The organism is Streptomyces polygonati, from assembly GCF_042650325.1.
GTDB lineage: Bacteria > Actinomycetota > Actinomycetes > Streptomycetales > Streptomycetaceae > Actinacidiphila > Actinacidiphila polygonati.
Map to the genome: position 1 here is coordinate 176,682 of NZ_JBHSBB010000012.1, position 18,903 is coordinate 195,584.

The 18,903-nt window shown below is 70.4% G+C and carries 13 protein-coding genes and 1 pseudogene; 8 read left to right on the forward strand and 6 right to left on the reverse strand.

The features are described from left to right. Nucleotides 1-57: 57 nt before the first annotated feature. The 4 genes from ACFO3J_RS17985 to ACFO3J_RS18000 all read right to left on the reverse strand — a co-directional run bounded on the left by ACFO3J_RS17985 (nucleotide 58) and on the right by ACFO3J_RS18000 (nucleotide 9,569). On the reverse strand, nucleotides 58-1,050 hold the full coding sequence (locus tag ACFO3J_RS17985) for a LysR family transcriptional regulator (protein ID WP_386430459.1): 993 nt from the start codon (nucleotides 1,048-1,050) through the stop codon (nucleotides 58-60). A gap of 356 nt (nucleotides 1,051-1,406) precedes the next feature. Then, the gene (locus tag ACFO3J_RS17990; protein WP_386430460.1) at nucleotides 1,407-2,060 is read right to left on the reverse strand and encodes a hypothetical protein; all 654 of its coding nucleotides are present in this window, start codon (nucleotides 2,058-2,060) and stop codon (nucleotides 1,407-1,409) included. 127 nt (nucleotides 2,061-2,187) lie between these two features. Continuing rightward, nucleotides 2,188-8,667, reverse strand: a complete 6,480-nt coding sequence (locus ACFO3J_RS17995) for an RHS repeat domain-containing protein (RefSeq protein ID WP_386430461.1) — start codon at nucleotides 8,665-8,667, stop codon at nucleotides 2,188-2,190. A 542-nt stretch (nucleotides 8,668-9,209) separates the two neighbouring features. Continuing rightward, a complete protein-coding gene (locus tag ACFO3J_RS18000) occupies nucleotides 9,210-9,569 on the reverse strand; it encodes a hypothetical protein (RefSeq protein ID WP_386430462.1) in 360 nt (119 codons plus the stop codon). Between the two features lie 410 nt (nucleotides 9,570-9,979). Here ACFO3J_RS18000 and ACFO3J_RS18005 point away from each other — a divergent pair, with 410 nt between their 5' ends. The 3 genes from ACFO3J_RS18005 (at nucleotide 9,980) to ACFO3J_RS18015 (ending at nucleotide 12,789) form a co-directional block, all read left to right on the forward strand. Beyond that, nucleotides 9,980-10,480: a MarR family winged helix-turn-helix transcriptional regulator gene (locus ACFO3J_RS18005; protein WP_386430463.1), complete on the forward strand. Its 501-nt coding sequence runs from the start codon at nucleotides 9,980-9,982 to the stop codon at nucleotides 10,478-10,480. Continuing rightward, nucleotides 10,471-11,727, forward strand: a complete 1,257-nt coding sequence (locus ACFO3J_RS18010) for an MFS transporter (RefSeq protein ID WP_386430464.1) — start codon at nucleotides 10,471-10,473, stop codon at nucleotides 11,725-11,727. Before ACFO3J_RS18005 ends, ACFO3J_RS18010 begins: the two co-directional genes overlap by 10 nt. Nucleotides 11,728-12,285: 558 nt before the next feature. Next, a complete protein-coding gene (locus ACFO3J_RS18015) occupies nucleotides 12,286-12,789 on the forward strand; it encodes a hypothetical protein (protein WP_386430465.1) in 504 nt (167 codons plus the stop codon). Between the two features lie 136 nt (nucleotides 12,790-12,925). Here the strand turns inward: ACFO3J_RS18015 and ACFO3J_RS18020 are convergent, their stop codons facing one another. Further along, nucleotides 12,926-13,294 (reverse strand): MerR family transcriptional regulator, encoded by a 369-nt coding sequence (locus ACFO3J_RS18020; RefSeq protein WP_386430466.1) that lies wholly within the window; start codon nucleotides 13,292-13,294, stop codon nucleotides 12,926-12,928. A gap of 56 nt (nucleotides 13,295-13,350) precedes the next feature. Here ACFO3J_RS18020 and ACFO3J_RS18025 point away from each other — a divergent pair, with 56 nt between their 5' ends. After that, on the forward strand, nucleotides 13,351-14,502 hold the full coding sequence (locus ACFO3J_RS18025) for a serine hydrolase domain-containing protein (protein ID WP_386430467.1): 1,152 nt from the start codon (nucleotides 13,351-13,353) through the stop codon (nucleotides 14,500-14,502). 347 nt (nucleotides 14,503-14,849) lie between these two features. Here the strand turns inward: ACFO3J_RS18025 and ACFO3J_RS18030 are convergent. Beyond that, a pseudogene (locus ACFO3J_RS18030) lies at nucleotides 14,850-15,910 on the reverse strand (pyridoxal phosphate-dependent aminotransferase). Between the two features lie 270 nt (nucleotides 15,911-16,180). Between ACFO3J_RS18030 and ACFO3J_RS18035 the strand changes: the two are divergent. Genes ACFO3J_RS18035 through ACFO3J_RS18050 form a run of 4 tightly spaced genes read left to right on the forward strand, consistent with a single transcriptional unit; the run spans nucleotide 16,181 to nucleotide 18,808 of the window. Then, nucleotides 16,181-16,753: a TetR/AcrR family transcriptional regulator gene (locus ACFO3J_RS18035; RefSeq protein WP_386430468.1), complete on the forward strand. Its 573-nt coding sequence runs from the start codon at nucleotides 16,181-16,183 to the stop codon at nucleotides 16,751-16,753. 59 nt (nucleotides 16,754-16,812) lie between these two features. Next, nucleotides 16,813-17,400 (forward strand): DUF4865 family protein, encoded by a 588-nt coding sequence (locus tag ACFO3J_RS18040; protein ID WP_386430469.1) that lies wholly within the window; start codon nucleotides 16,813-16,815, stop codon nucleotides 17,398-17,400. Then, the gene (locus tag ACFO3J_RS18045; protein ID WP_386430470.1) at nucleotides 17,400-17,843 is read left to right on the forward strand and encodes a carboxymuconolactone decarboxylase family protein; all 444 of its coding nucleotides are present in this window, start codon (nucleotides 17,400-17,402) and stop codon (nucleotides 17,841-17,843) included. The genes ACFO3J_RS18040 and ACFO3J_RS18045 overlap by 1 nt, the downstream gene beginning before the upstream one ends. Beyond that, nucleotides 17,840-18,808: a phosphotriesterase family protein gene (locus ACFO3J_RS18050; RefSeq protein ID WP_386430471.1), complete on the forward strand. Its 969-nt coding sequence runs from the start codon at nucleotides 17,840-17,842 to the stop codon at nucleotides 18,806-18,808. Before ACFO3J_RS18045 ends, ACFO3J_RS18050 begins: the two co-directional genes overlap by 4 nt. The last annotated feature ends 95 nt before the right edge of the window (nucleotides 18,809-18,903 follow it).

Here is an 18,903-nt window from a genome sequence, read left to right on the forward strand (position 1 = left end):
AACCGCACGGCCGGCCCTGGCCGGCCGTGCGGTCCCGCGTCGGCGGTGGGGTGACCGTCAGGGTGGACAGAGCGGGATGTCCTTGAGTATCGCGCGGGCGGCCACCCGAGCCGCGTCGACAGCGGCTTCGCTCACCGAGGGTGAGAAGGCCAGATAGACGGGGAGCGGTTCCGGCGCGGGGCCAAGGGCGGCATGCTGTGCGGGGTGCAGCGAAGGGTCGTTGTGGTGGGCGTTCGCGGTGAGAGCGGTGTACGCCAGTCCCGCCTGGACGGACGCCCGGACCGCCAAGGGGTCGGAGCACCAGGGGGCGGAGCGCCAGGGGACCTTGTGCTCGGCGAGGGTGTCGACGATCCGGGTGCTCAAGGCCGAGCGCTCACCGACGAGCGCCACCGGAAACCGGTCCTCGGACACGATCGGAGCCCGGCCGAACCACGCCAGTCGCAGCCTCCCCAGCATCTCGCAGTGCGGCGTCTCGGTTCCCAGCAGAATGGCCGCCTCCAACCCCTCCTCGGCGAGTTTGTCGGCGAGTACGGCGCTCAGGCCGGTGGTCATCGAGCACCGCAGTCGCGGTCGCTCCACCGCCAGTTGGGTGAGCATGGTCCGCAGCCCGTCGGTGAAGTGGACCGAACATCCCATGCTGAGCCATGTCTCGCTGCGCAGGGCGAACACGCTGTCGAGCACTTCGGTGTTGAGCAGGATGACCCGGCGGGCGTGCGCCACCATCTCCCGGCCGGCGGGGGTGAGGCTCAGCGGCCGGTGGGCGCGCTGGAACAGCAGCGCCTGGACAATCGATTCCAGACGCTGGATCTGCTGGCTGATCGTCGGCTGTGTCACGTGCAGAGCGTGTGCGGCTCGGGCAAAACCGCCCTCATCGACAACGGCGACGAGGGTGCGCAGGAGTTTCACTTCGATGTCACGCTGCAACGCAGTCTCACCTCTGATCCCAAGATTGACATAACAAGACAAGCGCGTTACGTGCAGGGTCAGAACACACAGTGCGTGTCGCAGGCGGAATCCGCCGGGGTACCGTTGGCGCGTCGGCCGGCTCACACCACGACCGGGGCCTCGCCGGCAAGGCCGAAAAGCGGGAATGGGGCATCGCGAGATACCGGGACGCTCACTCGCTGGAAATTATGACCGACATGCGTCCTGGCGCGATGACGAACATATCTTCCCATCGTCGAACGCATCTACGGCGACTATCCGCCTCTATGACCGGATCGCGCCGGTCCCGACGTGAGGAGATGTTGCCGTTCCGATTGTGCGTACGGTGTTTTCGCTTGTCCGGCACAAGGTCGGCAATTTTGCGGGAATTGTGGCCCCGCACGTGCCGAAAGCCTTCTCCGCGCGGGTCACGCGACATGTTGATCGGTCGCCAAGGCTGTCGCGCGGCGGCGCGCCCGTCATCACCAGCCTTCCTGGGGTTCGCCCAGGGGGAGTCCGGTCTCGCGGACCCAGTTCTGGCCTTCCTCCGTCCAGGCGACGCGGGGGCCGAGGGAGATCCAGACGCCGAACTCGCCGGGAGCCGGCTCGTCGTGCTGCCGCAGCCAGACGCTGTTCAGGCAGAGCAGCACGCCGCAGCCCTTGGCCTCCGGGAGACCGCGCCAGGCGCAGTCCCAGATGACGCTCAGGGCCAGCGGGCCGAGCAGGGAGACCATGCGGTCCAGTTCCTCCTCGGTGCGGGTGTCCTCAGGCTCGCCGCCGGGGGCGCCGAAGGGCGGAGTCGCGGCCAGTGAGAGGTCCACACCCTCGGGAAGAGGCCAGAGATCCGCCAGGTCCGGACCCAGCCGCACATCGCCGCTGGACCAGGATTTCATCTGCCGCGCGTCGAACGTGACGACTCCTCGGCGCTGCAACTCGTCCGTGAAAGGGACGACATGAGGTGCCCGGTCCGCGGTGAACCGGGCCGTGTCGAACGTGCGGAGTGCGTAGGTGAATTGCTCGACCGTGGTGACGCCCTCCAGCTGCGGCCAGGGCTCGGCCGTCCAGTCGGTCAGGTCGCGCATGATCGCGCGCGCCCGGGACAGCGCGCTCGAAGCGTCGGGAAACGGTTCACGCACGCGGTAAAGCGTCGAGGACAAGGAAACGCGCCTTTCGGACAGGGGGCAGGGGCGGACGCGTCCTCACGGTACGCGTCCGCCCCTGCCCCGGGTTACAGCCCGGTGTCAGTCAGCGGCAGCAGGCGGTTCAGTAGGAGTACCCGTTCGGCGAATAGTAGGTGTGGTCCACGACGTGGCCTTCGTCGGCGTCGATCCCGAGGTCGAAGTCGGCCAGTTTGCTGCCGCTTTCGGTGTAGACCCGCACATGGTATCCGCGGACCTTCTCGAGGTCGCTCCCATGATGCACGCGGGTCTTTTGATAGGCGCGGACCCACCCCTTGACCTCCCGGGCGTCGGCCAGGTCGGGGACTTGAATGAAGATCTCGTTGACGTCCATCTTTCCCTCGACGTCCTCGCGAACGCGCAGCTGCTTGACGGCCGAGGCGAGCTGGCTGTTGAAGGTTTTCTGACTGGCGTCCCCGACCGTCTTCACCTCGCCGTAGCCGACGACGTCGCCCTGCTGGTCGAGGTACTCGAGGTCGGGGTTCTTGTAACCCGGCATGTTCTTGTACTCGTGTTCCTCGGGCAGCAGCTGGGACCGGGTCCCCTCCGGGGCACCGTCCAAAGAGCGGTAGGCGTTGTCCAGGGTCAGCTGCGACTCTCGCCCCTTCGCCTTGTGCTCGTCGACCAGGGACTGCGCTGCCTCGTCCCGGCCCGGGTCCTCCGACGACGAACCGTCGGAGCCGTCCCCGTCGTCTCCGCCACCGCCGCCGGCGTTCTGGACGGCGTACGCGACGTTGGGAGCGGCGACCGAGGCGATCACGGTGGCGGTGCCCGAGACAGCGAGTACGGAGCCCGCGGCGATCAGCGCCTCACCCGGGCCGAGCGCCCCGACACCCGTGGCCATGAGCGCGCCGCCCAGGCCGTCCATGCCCGCGCCGAGCAGGAGTTCCCCGAAGCCCAGCGCTGCCATGGGGCCGTTGGTCCGGTCGATGACCTGCTGCGCGGTGTCGGCCAGGCTGGAGACCGCGTTGGACAGCGAGTGGAACCAGCTCTGCCCGGTCGGGTCGCTGCCGGTCACCGGGTCGTTGGCGGCGTAGTCGTAGCCGGTCAGCTGCGAGGGGTCCGAGGTTTCCAGTTGGGGGTCGCGGCTGATGAACCGCCCGGTCTGCGGGTCGTACTCCCGTATCCCGAGGTTGACCAGGCTGGTGGTGGTGTCGGTGGTGCCGCCGACGTAACCCTTGTCCCCTTGCCAGGCAGCCGGGACCGTGCCGCGCGTCCCGCCGAAGGGAAGGTACTGACGCCGCGTCACCGCCTGGGTCTGGTAGTCGATGGAGAGGTAGTCGCTGCCCTGCCGGTTGGGGATCAGGTACTGGACGTCGCCGCTGCTGGAGCGGGAGGCCAGCGTGGTGCCGTTGACGGAGTAGTACCGGGTGCCGGTCACCGCCTTGGTGGCGGTGTTCTCCACGAGTTCCTCGTCGCCCAGGTAGAGCGTGGCCTGCGTCGGGTCGGTGCGCAGCACCAGACCGCCGTCGAGGCCGTAGAGGTAGCTGGTGGTGCCGGCCGACGTGGTGTCGGTGTCCAACCGGTTCTGGTGGTTCCAGGTCAGGGTCTGGTCGCCCAGCGCGCCGCCCTGGATCGAGTCGGTGTTGCCCGAGGCGTCGTAGCCGTAGGACGCCGAGTTCGCGGCGGCGGCCGGACCGGTGGCTGTGGTGCTGCCGAGCGTGTGGGGCTGGTCGGTCGCGGAGCCCGCGGTCGGGTAGTGGTAGGTCGTGGTCGTGTCGCCGGCGGTGTTGCCGGTGGTGTCGTGGTCGGTCTGCGTCTGGCGCTCGCCGTCGGCGGCGTACGTCCACGTCTGCCAGTAGGGGCTGGGGCCGCCGACGGTGCCGCTGCCGGTGGAGGGCGCGGCGGCGCAGCTGTCGGTGGCGGTCCAGGCCGCGGTCAGGCGGGTTCCCCAGTCGTATCCGAAGCACTGGGTGTCCGAGACCGCACCGCCGTTCTGCCGGTCCGTGGTCGAGGCGAGCAGTCCGGCGCCCTTGGAGAGAGCCGGGTTCTCCCAGGCGTACGAGGTGTCGTCGACGACCGTGCCGCTGCTCGAGTCGGTGGTCTTGGCGTCGGTGGGCTGGCCGGTCTGCGGGTCGTACCGCATGGTCAGGTCGACCCAATTGGTGGTCGGACCCATGGCGTACTGGAGCGGCTCGCCGTACTCGTCGTAGCCGATGGCCGAGACATAGGTCCAGGCGTTGGTTCCGGAGCTGGCGATGCCGGTGGTCTGGCCGTACTGGTCGTAGCCGTAGTCGACGGTCTCCGCGGGCAGGCCGCCGCCCGCCGGGTCCTGGTGGCTCGCCAGCAGTCCGCTGGACTTGTAGGTGTTGGACTCGGTGTATCCGCCGGACGGCGCCAGTGGTGCCAGATCGCTCGGCAGGTTGGCCAGTGTGGTCTTCGTGGCGGCGACGTCGCCCATGCTGGTGTAGCCGAGTACGGCGTTGGTGACCGAGGCGCTGCCCGTGCCCATGGCGTACGAGGTCGAAGAGGTGAGGTACCCCTTCTTCAGTGTGTCGTACGTCCAGGACGCCACCTGGTTGGCGGCGGACGGTGTCGCGTTCCCGGTGGTGTCGAAGACGGCCGTCTTCCGGCCGTCCTTGTCGTAGGTGTAGGTGGCCCGGTCACCGCGCGCATCCGTGGTGGTCAGTAGCTGGCCGGCGTTGTCGTAGGTCGCCGAGGAGCCGCCGGCGTCGGGGTCGGTCGCCGCGACCTGGTCGCCCAGGAGGTTGTAGGTCCAGGTCCAGGTGTTGCCGCCGGGGTCGGTCTGGCTGGCCTGGTGGCCGTCCGGGTAGTACGTGTAGTGAGTGTCGGAGTAGTCCGAGGCGGCGTCGTGGACCGGGTCGGCCGCGGCGCCCGCGTGGTACTGGTACAGGTCGGTCGTACGGCCGCGGCCGTCGGTGAGGGTGGTCTCGGCGACGCCGCCCTTCGGCGGCAGGGTGGTGGTGAAGTCGCCGCCGAAGACCGTCGTGGTGTTCCAGGTGGAGGTGCCCAGCGCGTAAGCGGTGGCCACCGTCTTGCGGCCGGCGCCGTCGTAGGTGAAGCCCGTCTCCGACGGCACGTCACCGTCCTGTGCCTGCACCAGTGTCGCGCTGGGCGCACCGCTCGCGTAGTAGGGCGCGGTGGTCTTGGCCACCCATCCGTTGGTGTCGTAGACGGTGTCGGTGACGTCCCGGCCGCCGTCGACCGTCGCGATCTGCGTCTCGCGGGGCCGCAGCAGCGAGTCAAGCAGCAGCTCGCTGCTGCGGTAACTGCCGTCCTCGTTCAGGGTCTGGGTGATGACCGAGCTCGGCTTGTCGGCGGCGAGCGCGTAGCTGTATTTGGTGGTGGCAGCCGCGATCCCGGGCCGGAACACGGCCGTGGTCCGCCCCAGGGCGTCGTACTGCGCCTTGGTGACGTAGCCGGCCGCCGTGGTCTGCGTCAGCGTCAGCCCGCGCAGCGCGTCGTAGGTCTGGCTGAGTGTCTGGCCCAGCGGGTCGGTGGAGACGATGGACGTCGGTGCGGCGCCGGTGGTCGGGGTGTAGCTGGTCTTCGTGGTCTGCTGATCCGCGTCGGTGCTGGTCAGTGGACGGCCGTAGACGTCCGTCGTGAGCGACGACATGGTCGTGTAGACCGGAGTGGACCCGGTGTACGAGGTGGCCTGCTGGGTCGAGGTGGGGTCACCCACCGTGGGCGCGGCCCCCAGCGTGCTGGAGCTGTCGTAGAAGATCCGTTTGTCGCTCACCGCGTCGGCCGGTAGCGCCGGTGTGGCCGAGCAGTCGACGGAGACCGTCCTGGTCTCGTCCACCAGGTCGAGTATCCAGGCCGAGGTGCTGTCCGCGTAGCTCGCCGTGGTGCACAGGTCGTCGTTCGTGGTGGAGACGTCGCCCTTGTCGTCGGTCCTGGTGACCCGGCCGTAGGAGTCGTGGGTGTAGGCGATCTCGGTCTCCCGGGTCGCCCCGGACGCCAGCGGCGTGAAGACCTTGATGTCGCTCTGGCCGGTCAGGAACGCCTGCTGCGCCGGGAGGCCGCCGGACAGTGCGTGGGAGGCGGTGTCGCCGCTGCTCCAGGGGGCGGTGATCGTGTCGTTGACGACCTTCCCGCTGTTCAGCCCGTTGTAGAGGATGGCCTCGTAGGTCAGACCGGCGTACTGCGCCGAGTCGGTCACCGCCGGGTCGCCGCGGGAGTCGGTGACGGTCGCCGAGCGGGTGTGGCCCGCGGGCAGGGTGTCCCCGTCCATGCCGCGGAAATAGGTGTAGTCGGTCTCGGTGGCCGGGTCGGGGGCGGTGCCCGTGGTGACCTTCATGCCGCCGTAGCCGCGCCACTGGTCCCAGGTGCGCTGGGCGGTGGGGGTCAGCGGGTTGTCGTCGTAGTGCCATGCCGGGGTACCGACCGGGAGGTAGCGGGTGACGAGGGTGTCGTTGACGCCGCCGCCTGTCTGGTCCTGCTGAGTGACCGTGGTGACGATGTACTTGTTGAACCAGTCCAGCATCGGGGTGGTCTGCCCGGTGGGGGTCCAGTAACCGGGGTAGCACAGGGACGTGTTCTGGCTGGCGTCGCTCGGCGTGCCGCTTCCGCAGGCGGGGGCGGAGTAGCCGACGCTGACGACACCGCCGGACTCGGTGGTGATGGTGTTGAGCCGGTAGCGGGTGATGGGCGGGTAGCCGTTGGTCAGGTTCGTCCGGTTCGACAGCGGCGTGCCGGCGAAGGTCACCTTGGGCATGGCGAGCGCCGAAGCGGAGCCGCCGGCGGAGGTGTCCTGGCCGGTGCGGGTCACCGTGTCCAGCCACAGCGAGGGCGTGGTCACGTCCCCGGTCGGCGGGAAGGAGTAGGCGAACGCCCAGGAGTCGACGTTCGTCTCGGTGGAGCCGACCAGCGCCTGCGCCTGGATGCCCGTCAGCTCGTTCTCGGTCCAGAAGGACGGGGAGTTGGACGAGCAGGAGGCGCCGCTGGCGCAGTTGAGGTCGAACGGCACGTCCGGCCACTTGGACGCGGTGGAGCTGGTGAGCGTGGAGGTGGCGCACCCGGTCGCGGAGGTGTCGCAGCGGCCGTTGTAGGTGAAGGTCACCAGGCCGGCCGGACTGGTGGAGTACACCGAGCCGTCGCGCTGGCCGTACTGGATCTTCGCGAGCGCCGCGTCGCGCACATACGAGGTGTCGGCGGTCTTGCCGAGGTCGCGCGCGTAATAAGCGGTGGTCGGGGTGTAGAAGTAGGACATCACATCGCTGTGGGTGTCCTTGACGTAGTCGAGCATCCAGCGGTAGCCCTGCTGGCACCAGGAGCTGGCCCAGGTGGCGTTGTAGCAGGGCTGGCCCGAGGCGGTGGCGTACACCGGCTCGGTCAGCACCGAGTTGGTGGTGGTGTTGCCCGAGGCCCACCCCGGCAGTCGGTTCAGGCCGAAGGTGTACTGGGTGCCGTCCGGCGTGGTGACCCGGAAGTACTCGCCGCCCTGGGCGCCGTTGGTCGCGCCGGTCAGCCGCTCGACGCGTTCGTCGGAGTCGCCCTGGGCCCGGTAGGTCCCCGAGGTGTCGTCCTTGATCAGTGTGGTGGTGTTGCCGTTGAGGGAGAGGGTGAGCTGGTTGTCGGCGGACCAGCAGCTGTCCCAGGTCTTGGTGGCGCCGGTGGGGTTGTCGTGGCAGGAGCCGTAGGACCGCTCGATGTAGTTCGTCGGCAGCGAGAACCCGTCGCCGACCACCGAGGCCTGGTTGTTGGTGGACGAGGTCAGGCCGTCCACGCTCTGCGAGTCGTAACCCAGCGCGAGGTTGGGCGTCAGCCCGCCGGGGACACTGGGCCCGCTGATCGGGTAGGACCAGGTGAACGCGTCGGTGCTGCCGCCGGCTTGCCAGGAACCGGAGGGTTTGAGCGAGGTGGCGCTGAAGTCGCCGCCGCCGCCGCTGGGCGCGCCGGTGGCCGCGAGCACGATGTTGTCCGTGGCGGCGAGCGGGGCCGAAAGGGTCTGCGCCGCCGCGCTGTTGGCGGACGGCACGCGGGTCTCGGTGCGGCACGAGGCGAGTCGCGGCGTGGTCAGGGCGCAGTCGGGCAGCCGCACGAGCTGCAGACGCGAGGCCCAGTCGCCGCCGAACGCGTCGGCGAAGGAGCGGTAGTCCAGCGCCATGCGCAGAGGCGTCGCCCGGGTGGGGGTGACCTGCATCAGCACGCCGTCGATGCCGGCCGCCGCCGCGGCGGACTTCGGCAGGATCCGCACCTGGACGTCCGTCGGCGGGGTCTGCCTCTTGGCGCCGGCCGCGCTCGCCGCCGAGCCTGCGGCCCGCGTGCCCGCCGCCGCGGGCACCGGGCTGAACCAGACGGGCAGACCGCCTGCTCGCGCCGGCGCCGGCGTGGCGGCGGTCGCCGCCGCCGAACCGGTCGCCGAGCCCGCCCCGGCTGCCGCCGTGCTCCCACCGGAGAGCCGCGGAACGCTCGCCGTCGCGGTGCCCGCCGGCCAGACCGGGGCCGGCATGGGCTTCGTGACGAGCCTGCGCGGCTTGCCGTAGTGCGAGGTCACCGCGGTGACCGGCACCGGCTTCGCATGCGGGGCCTTGGGCGGCCCCGTCACTCGTGCGGCCGCCGGGGACGCCGCCCCCAGCAGCGTCGCGGACACGGCCATCGCGCCCGCCACGGCGATGACGGCGCGCCAGGCGGCGGTGTGCCCGCCCCACCGTTTGCGTCGCCCGCCCGCCCCGCCTGACCTGTTTTGGAAAATCCCGTCCCCGGACGCCACAGTGTCCCGCCCCTCGCTGTCAGCGCTGATCGATCAACCGGCAGGGAAAATACCAGCGCCAAAGAACCCGCCACCGCCGCGAGGCAAGAGCAGACACATTCTTTACCTTTTACCGGGCCATCACTCCCTCGGTACGACCGTCATCAAAGACGCACGTCCCAGCTGTGGCGGACTTTTACCTGATCGACGCGTCCGCGTCAAATTATTTCTTGGCCCGGAAGTGGAATTAGTGCTACCGCATTGCCGATCGCGGCGGCCTTACTATTTCTTTGAAAAAGACATATAGCTGTGTACTGCCATCTAGGGAGACAACCCGGCAGGTGAGGGGGGAATACCGGTCCGGGCAGAGCTCAAGGCACCCTCCGCCTTCCACCCAGTGGCCAACACGCACCGTAACCGATCACGAAATCCGTGCCAGGCCCGGCAGTTCACTGGATCAGGTCGGTGTGCGGATGTTCGGGGGAGGTCGGGCCGACGTAGATCTGCATGTTGTCCGTGCTGCCTACTTCTACCTTCGTCGGGAGCGAGGGATGCTGGCCCGCGTAGTGGGGGCCGGCGAGGGCGGCGGCCTGGTCCTCCTGCGGCGCCCAGCTGTGGCCTTCGCCGCCGCTCCGCTCCTGGGAAGCGATCGTCAGTGGCGGGACCATCCGCACTTCGCACACAGCGCAGTACTGGGGGTACGGATCGGTGCGGCCCCAGGGCGGCCGGCCGCCGACCTTCCAGCCGGGTGCGTTGCCCAGATGAAGGGAATAGAAATCGAGCGGATACTTCGCGTAGGAGCTGACCACGTCGGCGCCGGCTGCCCGCCACCTGTCCTAGTCCTCCAGCATCCGCCGCACCTCGGTCACGTCCACCGGCCGCGGCGGAGTAGTACGTACGAAATCCATGCCGGCGATCTTGCCACCGGCCACCGACAGTCCCCTGCCGCCGCGGCCAGCACGATCAGCTCGCGCGTTCTTCGCCGGAGAGGTGGAGTCCCGGGTGATCGCCGAACCAGTCCCCAAGCCATGTGACAACCAGGTCGTCCTCACCTTCCCGCAGGTCAGTGAGGACCGCCCTGCGTATGTCGTACCGGCCTTCGATCCGCGCGAAGACCGCGGTGCGGGCAGCCACCGCCGCACCGGCGGGCGTCGAAGGGCGGTCGGGAGCGCGAGGATTATGTGACAGTCCTTATATAAGGACTGTTAGAATGCTTGCCATGCCCGAGGAACACACACTCGACCCCACCCAGCAGAGCCGCTGGCGGCCCCTGCGACTTCTCCAGGCGACGATGGACGCCGACATCGCCCGGATCCACTCCGAGGGGCGTATCGACGGGCTCAGGACGAACTTCGTGATGGAACTGCTCCGGCTCCACGCCCACGGGCCGATGACCATCACCGAACTGGCCGAGTCGGTCGGCCGGACCCATTCAGCGCTCAGCCAGAAGGTGTCCGCGATGCGGGCGGCCGGCTGGGTCCGGACTGTCCCGGGCGACGACGCACGCAGCAAGAAGGTGACGCTCACGGACAACGCCCGTGGCATCGTCGGCCGCCTGGCGGCGGAATGGCGGGCGACCGAAGCCGCCATCGCCGATATCGAGACTGAGATCCCCTATCCGCTCACCCGGGTGGTCACCGACATCGAGCAGGCCCTGGAGCGCAAGAGCTTCCACGACCGGATCGCCGAGAAGCTGGCGCAGGACCCCGCATGGGAGTGAGGCACGCGCTGCTCGACCTGACCCCGCTGCGGACCTCAGCACCGTTCCGGCGGCTCTGGGCCGGCCAGGCGCTGTCCGCGCTCGGGGGTCAGATGGCCCTTGTCGCTGTGATGTTCCAGATCTGGGAAATGACGGACAGCACCGCGTGGACAGGCGCCGTCGGCCTGGCCCAGGCCATTCCACTCGTCGTCCTCGGACTCTTCACCGGGTCGCTCGTCGACCGTGTGGACCGACGGAAGTTCTACCTGGTCACGACCAGCGGCCAGGCCGTCTGCTCGCTGATTCTCGCCCTCCAGGGCTTCCTCGGGAACTTCCCGGCCGCAGGGCTCCTACTGCTGGTCGCGACCCAATCCTGTTTCGTCGCCGGCAGCGGCCCGGCGTCACGCACCTTCATCCCGGGCCTGCTGCCCAAGCAGCAACTCGCGGCCGGCCTGGCGCTGAACCGGATCGCCTTCCAGGGCGCCATGCTGATCGGACCCGCGCTGGGCGGTCTGACGGTGGGCGGACTGGGCGTCGCCGGCTGCTACCTGATCGACGCGCTCACCTTCGCCGCGGCGATCATCGGCGCGCTGGGCCTGCCCCGGATGAACCCCGGCAACGAGCCTGCCCGCCCCGGTCTGCGGGGCGCGCTGGACGGCCTCGCCTTCCTGGCCCGCACTCCCGTCATCCGCGGAGCGCTCCTCACGGATCTGGCCACCACCGTGCTGTCGATGCCGGTCAGCCTGTTCCCCTTGGTCAACGCGGAGTGGTTCGACAACAGCCCACGCACTCTGGGGCTGTTCCTGACGGCCATCGCGGCCGGTGGCGTCGCCGCGTCGCTCTTCTCCGGGGCCTTCACCCGCCTGCCGCATCCCGGCCTGGTCATGCTCGGCGGATCAGCCACCTGGGGCGCGGCGCTCGCATTATTCGGCCTGTCACCCGACCCCTGGACGGGTCTGGCCTTCCTTGCCCTGGCCGGCGCAGCCGACACCGTCTCCGTGGTCTCCCGGAGCACCATCGTCCAGCTGCACACCCCGATCGAACTCCTCGGCCGGGTCAGCGCCGCCGAACAGATCGTCGGGCAAGCCGGCCCGGACATCGGCAACATGCGCGGCGGGCTCGTCGCGGGCGCCACATCAGGCACGACAGCCCTGGTCAGCGGCGGACTACTCTGCATCACCGCCGTCGCGCTGATCGGAACGACCACGCCGGGCCTGCGCTGGTCCTCGGCGCTGTCTCCTCGCCAGGCAGCACCGACCAGCCAGTAAGACCCAGCCCGGGGGAATCCGTTGCGGGACCGGCCTCCCGCTGCTCCCGCGTTCGTGACATCGCGTCCCGCAGAAGGTAAACACCCGGGCCCGGGCGGCACCGGCACCCCACCGCACGGAGGCACCGCATGGCCGCGGTCCGGGCCGGCGTCGACACAGACAAGACCCACTCTCTCAACACCCATGCGGGACCCACGGTGTTCGGCATGTCACTCCGCCGTAGACGAAGAGCGCGACGAGGACGTACCCGTCGTACAGCCCGACTCGTCTGCCGCTCCGCCGCTCCCGCCCTGGTCGCGGCGGGGTCCGCCCTGACTCGGATCGGTCGGGGTCCGGCCGCCGTACGCCGATCGGCCCCCGTAGGGCAAGCGCCCGCGCGGGAACCCGTCGTGGATGCCCCTCCCGCGGGTTTGCCCGATTCCGTGCGGAGGGTGACCGACCGTGCGCGCGGTGTTGACCGGGTGGAGGGCGGCTGCGCATTCTTGGCACGCACTGCCACTGGTTGTCGAAGTCGTGCCGACCCCCGGGAGGGGATGACCCATGCGCAAGTCACCGACAATGGCTCTTGCAGGCGCCCTGCTCGCCCTCGGCTGCTCGCTCGTCGGGACCGGCACCGCCCGGGCCGCCGGGAGCGGGCACTCGGGCACGGCGCAGGCCGCGGCCAACCGCGTGATCTGCTACGAGGCGCACGTCGCGGGCATCGGCTGGGAGAGTGCGTACTCCTGCGGCGGAGTGATGGCGGGAACCACGGGCGAAGGCAGGGCCATTGAAGCGCTGCGGTTCATCACGGTCGGCATGGGCGGTCTGTGCGCGCGTGCGCACGTCTCCACGATCGGCTGGCAGTCGTGGATCTGCGTCGGGGACAACACGACCCTGGAGATCGGCACCACCGGCCAGAACCTGCCGATCGAGGCCGTCGAGTTCCAGACCGAGGGCGGAAGCGTGGCCGCCAACGCGCACCTGAGCGGCTTCGGCTGGCAGGGCTGGATCGCGGGCGGCCGCATCACGGTCGGCACGACGGGCCAGAACCGGTCGATCGAGGCGATCATGGTCACCGCCTGACCAGGGGCGGCTTGGGGCACTCCGCGGGCTGCCGATGCTGCCGGCGAAGTCGAGGCAACGGAAGCCGGAACGTGCGTCGCTACTTCGAGCCCTCTCCGGATGCCATCGCCGAGGTGACCAGCGTGCTCGCGGCGGATCAGTTCGCCCGCCCTCGGAGTTCGGTGAGGTAGTCGGCGATCGCGTCACGGTTGCGGGCCAGGACGTCGATACGTTCGGTCAGCCTGTCACGTTCGCGTTCGAGCGCCCCCATCGTCTCGGCTGTGACGCCTTCGAAGACGATCGGGTCGCGCGGCGATTCCAGACAGGGCAGGATTCCGCGGATCGCCTGCGTCGACAGGCCGGCGTTCAGCAGTTCGCGGATCTGCTGGACGCGGCCCAGGGTCGTCTCGCTGTAGTCACGATAGTTGTTGGGCCCACGGGTCGAGGTGATCAGGCCCTTCGCCTCGTAGAACCGCACCTGTCGTGGAGAGGCACCCGCTCGGGCGGCCAGCTGGCCGATACGCATATCAGCACACTATCCGCTTGACCTTGACACCGGCGTCAAGGTTCGACCATGTCGGTATGACCGAACTGAACGGAACCGTCAGCCCCTCGTTCGAACCCGTCCGCGACGCCGTGGAGGACCAGCTGCGCGGCGGCGCAGAGGTGGGCCTGTCGCTGGCCGTCGACGTCGACGGCCAGCAGGTGGTGGATCTGTGGGGCGGCCACCGCGACGCGGCACGCACGCGGCCCTGGCAGCGCGACACGATCACCAACGTGTGGTCGATCACAAAGACCGTGACCAGCCTTGCCGCCATGCTGCTCGTCGACGCCGGCGAACTGGACGTCTACGCGCCGGTTGCCCGCTACTGGCCCGAGTTCGCCGCGAACGGCAAGCAGGACGTCAAGGTGCGGCAGTTGCTGTCCCACACCTCGGGCGTGTCCGGCCTGGAGCGCCCCGCACGGCTTGAGGACCTGTACGACGTGCGCGCGGCGGCCGCCCGGATGGCTTCTCAAAAGCCGTGGTGGGAGCCTGGCACGGCGTCCGGCTACCACGTCCTCACCTACGGCCATCTGATAGGCGAGCTGGTCCACCGCCTGACCGGCCAGTCGCTGCGCGACTTCGTGCACCAGCACATCGCCCGGCCCCTCCGTGCCGACTTCCAGATCGGGCTGCGTGCCGCCGACGCCGAACGGGTCGCCGACGTCATCGCACCGACCATCGACTTCGATCCCTCGACGCTCGATCACGACTCCGCCGCGTACCGGACCTTCACCGGTCCCTCGTTCAGCGCCGACGCCGCCAACACGCCGGCCTGGCGCGCAGCCGACCTGGGCGCGGCCAACGGACACGGGAACGCCCGGTCGGTCGCCGAGATCCTCGCCCCCATCGCACGAGCAGGAGCCTCCGCCCGCGGTCAGCTCCTCAAGCCCGACACCATCGGACTCATCTTCGACGAGCAGTCCAACGGCGTGGACCTCGTCAACGGACTGCATCTGCGATGGGGCATCGGATACGCACTGGCCGACCGGCGCACCCTGCCGTGGATCCCCGACGGCCGGATCGCGTTCTGGGGCGGCTGGGGCGGCTCGATGGCGATCATGGACCTCGACCGTCGCATGACGATCAGCTACGTCATGAACACCATGGGCGCCGACATTCTCGGCTCACACCGGGCCGCGGCCTACACCACCGCCATTTACCGGGCCCTCGGTGACGGCGACCCGTCCTGAACAGCCCACCGTCGGCATTGCGAGCCGTGGCAATCTACGACGGTTGGCTCGTCGAGTGGACCAGCGAGCCGGTGCGTCAGGGCTTCGGTGCGGGCGAGGCGGTCCAGGTCCTGGCGCGTCGCCGCCCGCCCCGCAGGCTGAGCCGATCAGTCGAGCACACCCCACCCCTCCTCGTCGCTCCACCATCGGACAGTCGCAGTCACCATGACCGGAACCTCACGAGTTCTCAGGCCACCGAGCACATCAGGTCGGGACTTCCAAGATCCCCCGCTTCCTGGCCATGCGCGACTGGACGCCCTCGAGCAACTCGCCACCGCTCTGGTCACCCGCCCCCACGAGCGGCCCACTCATCGAAGAAGTCCATCCACGGAGATCCAAACGACAGGCCCTACCCGAAGGCGGCTGCGAAACGGGCTCGCAGCCCGTCGAGGCGTTCGACGGGCTCGTTGGCGAAGACCAACCGCAGGGGGTGGCCCCCGTGAGGGCCCCAGCCGGTCATGGGGGGTGGCTGCGACCTTCCCGTGCCGCAAGAGCCGTTCGGACGCCTCGGCCGGAGTGAGGCCCAGCGCGGTGGTGTCGACGAGCAACGACCGGCCTCCGTGCGGGCGTATGCACGGGTAGTCGGCCAGCTCCGACAGGACCAGGTCGCGGCGTTGCCGCCATGTGCGGGTGGCCGCGGCCACGTCGGCGTCCGCGTCCGGGGCGTCGAGAGCAGCGGCCACCGCCTGCTGGGCGATGCCGACGGGCGTCACCGCGTTGGCCAGGCCGACCAAGGCAATGTCGGCCATGATGCGCGGCGGACCGACTACCCAGCCGACCCGCCAGCCGATGAGCCGTAGTTCCTTGGAAGCGGAACCCACCGTGATGGTGCGCTCGGCCGGTTGGGGATGGCTGGCGGGGTGCTCCGGGGCCCGGCCGTCGAACCGGATGCGCTCCATGGCCGCGTCGTAGATCACCCAGCAGCCGTGCTCGGCCACCGCCGCGGCCAAGGCGTCCCAGTGCGGGTGTCCGAGCAGATCGCCGGTGGGATCGCGGGGGACATCACCAGGACCGCCGCCGTCTCCGGCCCTACCGCGGCGGCGAGTTCGGCCGGGTCGGTGCGCCGGCCGGTGGGTGTCGGGCGGCACGGCACGTGTCTCGGGACGCCGCCGGCGAGACGGATCCTGTTGACGAGGCCGGCGTGGACCGGGTCGCCGATCACCACCTCCTGCCCCGGCTCGACGGTGGCGAGCAGTGCGTTGAGGACGCCGTTGAGGCCCCCGGCGACGATCGCGCGGCCTGCCGCCGGGTCGTAGGTGCGGCTGGCGATCCGGCCGACATGGGCGGTGGCGGCCTCGCGCAGGCCGCGCTGGCCCTGGAAGGGGAGGTAGCTGTTCGCGGCGTCGTCGTCGATCGCCCGCCGCGTCACGTCGAGGGCGATCCGAGGCTACGCCGCGGTGTCCGGTGACGTCGAGGCCCTCCTCACCGTGCGCTACCTGGTCTGAGGCACGCGTCCCGCGCCGCTCGTCGCAGTCGCGCGGCGGGCCGGGCCCTCGGGAGCGGGGCAGGACCCGGGCGTGATCAGAGTTGGCTCGCCTCACATTCCCTTCACCGGACAGCCGGAGCGCCACCCGGTGCGTGCCCCGGCAGATCCCGGAGCTGCCGGGTTTCTGTACCTACTAGTATGTACACTGCTCCCATGGACTCCGCCGAACGACTGATCGAGAGCGCCCGCGAACTGCTCTGGGAACGCGGCTACGTGGGCACCAGCCCACGGGCCGTCCAGGAGCGGGCCGGTGCCGGGCAGGGCAGCATGTACCACCACTTCCGCGGCAAGCCGGATCTCGCGCTGGCGGCGATGCGCCGCAACTCCGCCGAGCTGCGTGCCCAGGCCGAGGCACAACTGTCGTCCGGGGAAACGGCGTTCGATCGGCTCGGCACATATCTGCTGCGCGAGCGCGATCCGCTGCGCGGCTGCCGGGTGGGCCGGATGGCCATGGATCCCGACGTGGTGGCCGACGAGACGCTGCGGCAACCGGTCCGGGAGACCTTCGACTGGCTGCGCGGGCGGCTCACCGAGATCGTCGCCGAGGGCGTCGCCGCCGGCGAGCTGCGCGCGGGGCTGGACCCGTCCGACACCGCCGCCGCCGTCGCCGCCGTCGTCCAGGGCGGCTACGTACTCGCCCGCGCGGCCGGCTCCCGGCAGCCCTTCGACGAGGCCGTACGGGGGGCGATGGGCCTGCTCGACGCCGCCCGGCCGGCCACCGGCTGAGCCGGAGCGCGGCGCGCACACCTCCGTCCACCACGTCCTCGTCCCGGGAGCGGACACCCATGCACGCGATGAACTACCGGATCACCCTGCCCGCCGACTACGACATGCGGATCATTCATGAGCGGGTGGCGTCCCGCGGCCGGCTGCTGGACGACTTCCCCGGCCTCGGCCTGAAGGCCTACCTGGTCAGAGAGCGCGGCACCGACGGCTCCCCCGTCAACCAGTACGCGCCGTTCTATCTGTGGAACACCGCCCGCGGAATGAACAGCTTCCTGTGGGGACCCGGCTTCCAGGGCGTCGTCACCGACTTCGGGCGCCCGGCGGTCGAGCACTGGACCGGGCTCGGCTTCGCGCGCGGACCGGCCGTCGCGGACGTCCCCCGCGCCGCGGCCCGGCAGGTCCTGCCGCTCGGCCCCGGGGAGGACCCGGCGCCGGCCCTGGAGCGCGCGGCCGGGGAACTGCCGGAGCTGGCGGCGCGGCCCGGGGTGCATTCGGTCGCCCTCGCGGTCGACCCTCGGCACTGGGAGCTGCTGCGTTTCACGCTGTGGCAGGCGGCGGCTCCCGACGAGCCGGGAGCCGAGCGCTACCAGGTGGCGCATCTGTCGCGGCCAGGACTGGACAGCATCGAGACAGGACGGCAGTGGTGATGGAGAAGGCGAAGATCGACCGCGCCGCGGGCTACCGGGTGTTGGGCGAACTGGCGGGAGACGCGACGGTCGAGGGTACCCTCGCCCCGCTCGACGCCCTCGCGCCCGGTTTCCCCGACTGGATCGTGACGGCCGTTTTCGGCGGCACCTACCAGCGCGAGGGGCTGGCCCCGCGCGACCGGCAGATCGCCACCCTGGCCGCGCTCACCGCCTTCGGCGGGGTGGAGCCGCAACTGGAGGACCACATACGCAACTCGCTGCGGATCGGCATGGAATCGGCCGAGATCGTGGAGGTCATGGTGCATTTGGCGCCGTACGTGGGCGTGCCCAAGGCACTGGCCGGTCTGCGCGTGGTGGCCGGGGTACTGCGGGACAACGAGGCGGCCGGTACGGCGCCGCCGCACGGCCCGGAGGTGCCCGCCGAGGACGGGGCGGGGGCGTGAAGGCGGTCCGTACCGTACTCGGCGACATCCCGCCCGGATCGCTGGGCGTGTGCGACGCGCACGACCACCTCTTCCTCGCACTGCCCGCGCTCGCCGGGCAGGAATTGGACGACCCGGCGGCGGCCGGCGCCGAACTCGCGGCCTTCCGGGCGCTGGGCGGCGGCGCCGTCGCCCAGTGGACGCCGTTCGGTCTGGGCCGGCGGGCCGCACTGCTGCCGGCGCTGTCCCGGGCGGCGGGCGTGCACCTGGTGGCCGCGACCGGGCTGCATCAGGAACGGCACTACCGGCCCGATGCCCTGGCCCGGACGGCGGGGCGCGGTCTGGCCGGGTTCTTCGTCGCGGAGCTGACCGAGGGCCTGCTGGACGGTGACGATCCCGCCGGGCCGCGGGGCACCGCCAAAGCCGGCATGATCAAGGTCGCCGGGATGTTCCACGGTCTGGACGACCACACGCGCCGGGTGATGGGGGCCGCGGCCGAGGCACACCACGCGACCGGCGCCCCGATCGGTGTCCACCACGAGATGGGCAGCGCCGCCGCCGACGTGCTGGCACTCCTGCACGGCGAGCTGGGGGTGCCGGCCGGCAGTCTGCTGCTGGGCCACCTGAACCGGTTCCCCGATCCGGGACTGCACCGCGAACTGGCCTCGTCCGGTGCCTTCCTGGCCTTCGACGGGCCGTCTTTCGCCCACCACGCCACCGACTGGCGGCTGTTCGACAGTCTCGTCGCGCTCGCCGAGGCCGGACACACCGGTCAACTCCTGGTCGGCGGCGACACCGTGGTCTCCGCCGGCCGGGCGACCGGCGGCGGCCCCGGCATGCCCTGGCTGCTGCGCGTGCTGCGCCCCCGCCTGGTCACCGCCCTCGGCCGACAGGCCGCGCACGCCGTACTCGTGGACAATCCCGCCCGGGCCCTGGCTGCCGAGTGGCCGGCCACGGACGGTAGTCCGACGACGACCGGGGCGTAACCAGCCGCCAGTCGCAGGCGGCTGTCCAGGAGCCGCAGACACTCACGCCGGGGCAGCCGGCGCGCGCGTACGCCGAGCATCCCGCACAGGGCGCC